This is a genomic window from Telluria sp. ZT3P39 (genome assembly GCF_059685935.1).
Genome location: NZ_JCASIH010000004.1, coordinates 62,271 through 71,541 on the forward strand (window position 1 = coordinate 62,271; position 9,271 = coordinate 71,541).

General features: G+C 70.0%; 1 protein-coding gene (running past one end of the window). It reads left to right on the forward strand.

Annotation, left to right across the window (positions count from 1 at the left end; translation table 11 throughout):
- Window positions 1-9,240, forward strand: the end of a protein-coding gene (locus AC56LR_RS06090; protein WP_497128593.1) for a non-ribosomal peptide synthase/polyketide synthase. The gene continues 9,909 nt to the left of window position 1, outside the view; the window shows 9,240 of its 19,149 coding nt (coding positions 9,910-19,149); its start codon lies beyond the left edge, outside the window; it ends in the stop codon at window positions 9,238-9,240.
- Window positions 9,241-9,271: the final 31 nt, after the last annotated feature.

Sequence of the window (9,271 nt, forward strand, 5' to 3'; positions counted from 1 at the left end):
GCCGATACCCTGTTCGACCTGGCGCAGGGACCGCTGGTCAGGGGCCGCCTGCTGCGCCTGGGCGCCGAGCGCCACGTGCTCCTGATCACGCAGCACCACATCATTTCCGACGGCTGGTCGATCGGGCTGATGGTCCGCGAGGTCAATACCCTGTACGGTGCGTTCAGCCAGGGCCTGCCCGACCCGCTGCCGCCGCTGGCATTGCAGTATGCCGACTACGCCGCCTGGCAGCGCGAGCGCCTCGGTGAGGCCGGCATGCGCAAGCAGCTCGACTACTGGACCGGCCAGCTGGCCGGCGCGCCGGCGCTGCTGGAACTGCCGCTTGATCACCCGCGCCCGCCCATGCAGGACTTCAGCGCGGGCACGCTCGAGCTCACCCTGCCGCCCGAGCTGACCGCGAACCTGCGCCGCCTGTGCCGCCGCCACGGCTGCACGCTGTTCATGGGCCTGCTGGCCGGCTGGGCGGTCATGCTCTCGCGCCTGTCGGGCCAGTCGAGCGTCGTGATCGGCTCGGGCGTGGCGAACCGCGAACGCCCCGAGACCGAAGCGCTGATCGGCTTCTTCGTCAATACCCTGTGTTTCCACGTGGTGGTGGACGAAGAAGCCAGCGTCGGCGCGCTGCTCGACCGGGTCCGCGCGGTCGCGCTGGACGCCTACGCCTGCCAGGAACTGCCCTTCGACCAGGTGGTCGAGGCGCTCAACCCACCGCGCAGCATGAGCCACAACGCCGTGTTCCAGTCGATGCTGTCGATGAACGAGACCCCGACCGCGACCGGCTTCGACCTCGGCGCGCTCGAGGTGGGCGAGACCGCCGCCCAGGTGCGCACCACCCCGGCCGACCTGAGTATTTCGCTGGTCGACGCGGGCACGGAAATCCGCGCCGCGCTGATCTACGCCAGCGCGCTGTTCGATGCCGTGACCGTCGCCCGCTGGGGCAACTGCTACCTGCGCCTGCTGGCCGCGATGGCCGCCGACGACAGCCAGCCGGTGCACGCGCTCGAGCTGCTGGGCCAGGAAGAACGCCTGCAGCTGCTGGCCTTCAATGCCGCACCGCGTCCCTGCGCCGGTCCGCAGCTCGCGCATGCGCTGTTCGAAGCCGTCGCCGCGGCCCAGGGCCAGGCCGTGGCCCTGGAGCTGGGCGAGCAACAGCTGACCTATGCAGAGCTGGAGCGCCGCGCCAACCAGGTGGCCCACCACCTGCTCGCGCTCGGCGTCAAGCCGGGCGACCGCGTCGCCGTCTGCATGGAGCGCAACTTCAACCTGATCTTTGCCCTGCTCGGCGTGCTCAAGGCCGGCGCCTGCTATGTCCCGCTCGACCACGCCCATCCGGAGGCGCGCCTGTCCTGGACCCTGGCCGACAGCGGTGCGATGGTGCTGCTGACCGAAGACGCGCTGCTCGACATCCTGCCGGCGCTGAGCCTGATGCGCGTGGTGGCGCTCGACACCGAGCGCGCCATCGGCCTGCGCCCGGACACCAATCCGGCCGTGCTAAACCTCGGCGGCGACGACCTCGCCTACCTGATCTACACCTCCGGCTCCACCGGCAAGCCGAAGGGCGTCATGCTCGCCCACGGCGGCCTGTGCAACCTGGCGGCCTGGCAGATCGCGGAATTCGGCACCGGCGCGGCCAGCCGCGTGCTGCAATTCGCTTCGCCTGCATTCGATGCCAGCATCTGGGAAATCGTCATGGCCTTGTGCAGCGGCGCGCGCCTGGTGCTGGCCTCGAGCGAGGCGCGCGAAGCCGGCGCCCCGCTGGCCGCAACGCTGCGCGCCCACGGCATCACCCACGTCACCCTGCCGTCGGCGGTGGTGGCCGCCTTCGGCGACGACCACGACCTCGATCCGGCGACCTGCCTGATCATGGCCGGCGACGCCTGCCCTCCTGCCTTGGCCGCACGCTGGGCCGCCCGCGTCCGGGTGTACAACGCCTACGGTCCGACCGAAACCACCGTCTGCGCCACCGTCCACCGCTGCGGCACGCAGTTGCTGTCGAACGTACCGATCGGGCGCCCGATCGCCAATACCCAGGTGTATATCCTGGACAGCCGCCTGCGCCCGGTGCCGGCCGGCGTTCCCGGCGAGATCCATATCGCCGGGGCCGGCGTGGCCCGCGGCTACCTGAAGCGTCCGGAACTCACCGACGAACGTTTCATCGCCAATCCGTTCGGCGCCGGCTCCCTGTACAAGACGGGCGACCTGGGCCGCTGGACGGCGGACGGCAACATCGTCTTCCTGGGCCGTAACGATTTCCAGGTCAAGCTGCGGGGTTTGCGGATCGAGCCGGGCGAGATCGAGGCGCGCCTGGTCCAGTGCGACGGCGTCGACGAAGCCTTCGTGCTGGCCCTGGACGAGGGCGACGGCGCCGCGCGCCTGGTCGCCTACCTGACCGGCGAGCCGGCGGGCGCCGCAGAACTGCGCCAGGCACTGGCGCGCCACCTGCCCGAATACATGCTGCCGTCGGCCTTCGTGGCGCTGGAGCGCCTGCCGCTCACCGCCAACGGCAAGGTAGACCGCAAGGCGTTGCCCAAGCCCGGCGCGTCGGCGCTCGCCGCCCGTGCCTACCTGGCCCCGCAATCGGCGCTCGAGAAGACCCTCGCCGAACTGTGGCAAAACCTGCTCCAGGTGCCGCGAGTCGGCCTGGACGACCATTTCTTCGAACTGGGCGGCCACTCGCTGCTGGCGGTGCAGTTGATGTCGCGCATCCGCGAGGCGCTGGGCTTCGAGGTGCCGCTGCGCACCCTGTTTGCACACCCGACCCTGGGCGCGTTTTCCGCCAGGGTCGGCGAAGCCGACCAGGGCGCCCTCGATATAATCGTTCCGGCGGACCGCGCGAGCGCCCTGCCGCTGTCCCTGGCCCAGCAACGCCTGTGGTTCCTGTCGCAGCTCGACGCCGCGGCCAGCCAGGCATACACCATCCCGATCGCACTGCGCCTGGACGGCGCCCTCGATCCGGCGCTCCTGCAAGCCACCCTCGATGCCATCGTGGCGCGCCACGAGAACCTGCGCACCACCTTCGTGATGGAAGGCGAGACCGCGGCGCTGCGCATCGCGCCGCCAGAAAGCGGCTTTGCGCTCGCGCTGCGCGACCTGTCAGGCAACCCGCAAACGCTCGACGCGGCGATGGACAGCTTCTTCGGCGCACCGCTCGACCTGGAGCGGGGCCCGCTGATCCGTGGCCTGCTGCTGCAGCTCGGGCACGAAGAGCACGTGCTGCTGGTGAACCAGCACCACATCGTTTCCGACGGCTGGTCGATCGGCGTTCTGGTGCGCGAAGTGGGCGCCCTGTACACCGCCTTCAGCGAAGGCCGCCCGAACCCGCTGGCGCCCCTGGCAATCCAGTATGCCGACTACGCCGCCTGGCAGCGCGCCTGGCTGCAGGGCGAGAACCTGGAGCGGCAGGCCGGCTACTGGAAGCGGCGCCTCGCCAGCGCGCCGGAACTGCTGGCGCTGCCGCTCGATCATCCGCGCCCGGCGGTGCAAAGCCACGTCGGCGCGAGCCTCGCCTTCACCCTGGACGCCGACCTGTCGGCCGGCCTCAAGCAGCTCGGCCAGCGCCATGGCGCGACCTTGTTCATGACCCTGCTCGCCGGCTGGGGCATCCTGATGAGCCGCATGAGCGGGCAGGATGAGGTCGTGGTCGGCACCCCGGTGGCCAACCGCCAGCGCGGCGAGGTCGAGAGCCTGATCGGCTTCTTCGTCAATACGCTGGCGCTGCGCGTGTCCACCATCGGCGAACAGAGCGTGGCCGAGGTGCTGGCGCAGGTGCGCCAGGACACCCTGGACGCCTATGCCCACCAGGACATCCCGTTCGAGCAGGTGGTCGAGACACTCAGCCCGCAACGCAGCCTGGCGCACAGCCCCTTGTTCCAGACCATGTTGTCGCTGAATAACACCCCTGCCGGAGAAGCCTTGAACCTGCCCGGCCTGCGCCTGTCCGGCATCGCCCAGGACATCGCCAGCACCCACTTCGACACCTCGCTGTCGCTGGGCGAGGCGGGAGAAATCATCGCCGGCCAGCTGACCTATGCCAGCGCCCTGTTCGAGCAGGCGACGATGGCGCGCCTGCTCGGCCACTTTGAGGCCCTCCTGCGCGCCATGGTGGCCGACGACACGCAAACGGTCGGACGCCTGCCGCTGCTGACGCAGCAGCAGCATGCCCGGCTCACTGCCGGCTTCAACGCCACGGCGCGCGACTTCGGGGCCCCGGCCCTGGTCCACCATGTGTTCGAAGAGCGCTCAGCCGCCTGTCCGGATGCCGTCGCGCTGGTCGTCGAGGAAGCGCAGCTGAGCTACGCGCAGCTGAACCGCCGCGCCAACGTCCTGGCCCACCATCTGCTGGCGCTCGGCCTGCAGCCGGGCCAGCGGGTGGCGCTGTGCGTCGAACGCAGCCTGGAAATGGCGATCGGCTGGCTCGGCATCCTGAAAGCCGGCGGCGCCTATGTGCCGATGGAGCCGGCGCTGCCGCAGGAACGCCTGGCCTACATGCTGGCCGACAGCCGCGCCGTCATGGTGCTGACCCAGTCGGCACTGGCGCCGGAATTGGCGCCTCTAGCCGTGCCGATGCTGGCACTGGACACCCTGCCCGGCGCCGAAGACGGCGCGGACGCAGGCGATCCGGAGGTAGCGGGCCTGGACGCCGGCGCGCTGGCCTATGTCATCTACACCTCCGGTTCGACCGGCGCCGCCAAGGGCGTAATGGTCGAGCACCGCTCCGCCGTCAACTTCTGGCATGCGATGCGGGAGAGCACCCATGCCGGCCTGGCCGAACACTCGCGCATCGCGCTGAACGCCTCCTTCGCCTTCGACATGTCGTGGAAAGGCTGGCTCCAGCTGCTGTCGGGCCATGCGTTGCACCTGGTCCCGCAAGCGATCCGCGCCGACGGCGGGCAGATGCTGGCCTTCCTCGAGCGCCATCGCATCGACGCCTTCGACAGCACGCCTTCGCAACTGGACGTGCTGGTGCGCGCCGGCCTGCTGGACAACCCGCGCTACCATCCGCGCAGCGTGCTGCTCGGCGGCGAGCCGATCGGCCAGCAGATGTGGGACCGCCTGCGCGCGGCCGGCCATATCGCCTTCTTCAACATGTACGGCCCGACCGAATGCACGGTCGACGCCACCATCGGCCGCATCGAGGCCGGCGCGGGCCGTCCGCATATCGGCCGTCCGCTGGCGAACGCCCAGGTCTACCTGCTCGACGCCCACATGGCGCCGGTGCCGCTGGGCGTGAGCGGTGAACTCCACATCGGCGGCGCCGGCGTGGCGCGCGGCTACCTGGACCGTCCGGAACTCACCGCAGAGCGTTTCGTCGCCAATCCCTTCGGCGCCGGGCGCCTGTACAAGACCGGCGACCTGGGACGCTGGCTGCCCGACGGCAGCATCGACTACCTGGGCCGCAACGACTTCCAGGTCAAGATCCGGGGCTTCCGCATCGAACTGGGCGAGATCGAAGCCGCCCTGCAGCAGTGCGACGGGGTGCGCGACGCGGTCGTGATCGCGCACGAGCACGAGGGCAACCAGCGCCTGGTGGCCTATGTGACCGGCGCCGCACCGAGCGCCGGCGAATTGCGCGCAATGCTGGCCGATCGCCTGGCCGAGTACATGCTGCCCGCCGCTTTCGTGGCGCTCGATGCGCTGCCGCTCACGCCCAACGGCAAGCTCGATCGCAAGGCGCTGCCGGCGCCGGGGGCGCTGGCGCTGGCCACCCGGCCCTACGCGGCCCCGCAAGGCGAGCTGGAAACCGCAATCGCCGCGATCTGGGAAGACCTGCTGCGCGTCGAGCGCGCCGGCCGCCACGACCACTTCTTCGACCTCGGCGGCCATTCGCTGCTGGCGGTGCAGCTCACTTCGCGTCTGCGCCAGCAGCTCGGCCTGGAAGTGCCGCTGCGTACCGTGTTCGCCCATCCGGAGCTGGCCCGCTTCGCGGCCCAGCTGGCGCAGGCCGACGTGGCCACGCTCGAAGCGATTCCGCTGGCCGACCGCAGCGCCCCCCTGCCGCTGTCCTGGACCCAGCAACGCCTGTGGTTCCTCGAGCAGCTCGACAGCGCCGCCGGCGCCGCCTACCGCATGCCGAGCGCGCTGCGCCTGGAGGGCGAGCTCGATCGCGCCGCCCTGCGCGCCACGCTCGACCGCATCGTGGCGCGCCACGAGATCCTGCGCACCAGCTTCCCGATGCAAGGTGGCGAACCGGTGCAGCGGATCGCGCCGGCCGACTGCGGCCTGCTGCTGGACGAGCAGGATATCGGCAGCGCGCCGGAAGCGCTGGAACGCGTGGCCGCGCAATTCCTCGCCCAGCCCTTCGACCTGGCGCAGGGTCCGCTGATCCGCGGCTGTCTGCTGCGCACAGGCGCGCAGGAACACGTCCTGCTGATCAACCAGCACCACATCATTTCCGACGGCTGGTCGACCGGCGTGCTGGTGCGCGAAGTGTCCGCGCTCTACAGCGCGCTGAGCCAGGGCCAGGCCGATCCGCTGGCGCCGCTGCCGCTCCAGTATGCCGACTATGCGGCCTGGCAGCGCGGCTGGCTGACCGGCGCCCTGCTGCGCGCCCAGCTCGACTACTGGCAGCAGAACCTGGCGGGCGCCCCGGCCCTGCTGGCCATGCCGCTGGACCGTCCACGCCCGCCGACCCAGGATTATGCCGGCGCCGGCATCGACTTCGCACTCGACGCGGGTACCAGCCGCGCGCTCGCGCAACTGGCGCGCAAGCACGGATCGACGCCCTTCATGGTGCTGCTGGCCGGCTGGGGATTGCTGTTGTCGCGCATCGGTGGACAGCCTGATGTCGTGATCGGCACCCCGGTTGCCGGCCGCCAGCGACACGAGGTCGAGCAGCTGATCGGCTATTTCGTCAATACCCTGGCGCTGCGCGTGAGCATGGCGCCGGAGATGCGCGTGGCCGACCTGCTCGAAGCGGTGCGCGACACCACGCTCGGGGCCTATGCGAACCAGGACGTGCCCTTCGAGCAGGTGCTCGAAGCGGTCAATCCGGTGCGCAGCCTCAGCCACAATCCGCTGTTCCAGACCATGCTGGCGTTTAACAACACGCCGCCGCGCGACGCGCTGCCGATGCACGGCCTGCAGGCCAGTTCGATCGCCCAGTCCAGCAGCGCCGCCTACTGCGACCTGTATCTGTCGATGTCCGAAGGCGAAGACGGCTTGCGCGGCAACCTGCTCTACGCCACCGCGCTGTTCGACGCCGCCACCGCCGAGCGCCTGGTCGGCTATTACCAAACCCTGCTGGCGGGAATGGCGGCCGGCGATGATTGCCGCATCGACGCCTTGCCGCTGCTGGGCGAGGCCGAGCGCGAACTGCAGTTGCACACCTGGAACCGCAGCGAAGAAAGCTATCCGCTCGAGCACAGCTTCGCCGGCCTGTTCGAAGCCAGAGTCGCGCTCGACCCGGACGCAGTCGCCGTCAGCCATCTCGACGAACAACTGAGCTACCGCGAACTCGACGTGCGCGCCAGCCGCCTGGCCCAGGCCCTGGTCGATGCCGGCGCCGGCCCCGAGGTGCTGGTCACGCTGGTTTGCGAGCGCAACATCGTCATGCTGGAGATGATGCTGGCCGTGTTCAAGGCCGGCGCGGCCTTCCTGCCGCTGGACATCAAGCACCCACCGCAGCGCCTGCGCGAGATCGTCGAACTGAGCGCCTCGCCGCTGATGCTGGTGTCGGAAGCCTGCCTCGAGCAGACGCGCGCGCTGGCGCCGGCGGCCCGGGTCGTGGTCGCCGAACGGCACCATGAAGGCGCCGGCCCGGCCCCGCGCCTGGGCGTGCGCGGCACCCCGGACGACCTGGCCTATGTGATCTTCACCTCGGGTTCGACCGGCAAGCCGAAAGGCGCCATGGTCGAGCAGCGCGGCATGCTCAACCACATGTTCGGCAAGCTCTCGACCATGGGCATCCATGCGCGCGACCGCCTGGCCCAGACCGCGTCGCCGGCCTTCGACATCTGCGTCTGGCAATTCCTGTCGGCGCTGCTGGTGGGCGGACGCACCGTGATCCTGCCTGACGACATCGCCTTCGACCCGCTGGCCCTGCCGGCCGCCGTCAACCGCCACGGCATCACCCTGCTGCAGACGGTGCCGAGCATGATGCGCAGCCTGCTCGACGGCTGTGACGCCAGCGTGACCCTGGACGGCCTGCGCTACCTGATCCCGACCGGCGAGGCCCTCACCACCCGCCTGTGCCGCGACTGGTTCGCACGCTTCCCGGCCATCGCCCTGATGAACGTGTATGGCCCGGCCGAGTGCTCGGACGACGTCACCTGGCATGCCATCGAGGCCGCGCCGCATGAAGACAGCGTGACCCCGATCGGCCGCCCGACGCCGAACAACCGCATCTATATCCTGGACCGCGCACTGCAGCCGGTGCCGACCGGGACGATCGGCGAGATCTGTGTGGCCGGCATCGGCGTGGGCCGCGGCTACCTGAACAACCCGGCCCAGACCGAAGCGGCCTTCGTCCCCCATCCGTTCGAGCCGGGCCAGCGCTTCTACCGCACCGGCGACCTGGGGCGCTACCGCGCCGACGGCGTGATCGAATTCCACGGCCGTCTCGACTACCAGGTCAAGATCCGCGGTTTCCGCATCGAGCTGGGCGAGATCGAGGCGCGCCTGCTGCAGTGCGCCGGCGTGAACGAAGCGCTGGTGCTGGCGCGCGAAGACGAAGCCGGCGACAAGCGCCTGGTGGCCTATGTCACCGGCGCACCGGGCGACGCGGCCGCGCTGCGCGCCGAACTGGCGGTGCACCTGGCCGACTACATGCTGCCGAGCGCCTTCGTGGTGCTGGAAGCCTTCCCGCTCACCCCGAACGGCAAGGTCGACCGCAAGGCGCTGCCGGCGCCGGACCTGCTGGCGCTGTCGCAGCGTCCGTTCGAGGCGCCGCAGGGCGAAGTCGAAACGGCGATCGCCGCCATCTGGCAAGACCTGCTGCGGCTCGAGCGGGTCGGACGCAACGACCACTTCTTCGAACTGGGCGGGCATTCGTTGCTGGCGACCCAGCTGGTCACGCGCCTGCGCCAGGCCTTCGAGATCGAACTGCCGCTGCTCAAGGTGTTCCAGCAACCGGTGTTGGCAGCCCTCGCGGAAACGGTCATGAACGCCGTGCTGGAACGCTTCGAGACGCACGACATCGACCTGCTCAGCGCCGGCATCGACGAGCTGTCCGACGCCGAAATCGAGGCCTTGCTGGAACAAGAACGCAGGCTTGCCGCCGCATCGACGGCCGGACAAGCAGATTAAAAAATCAAGAGACACTACCAAGGGATACTGA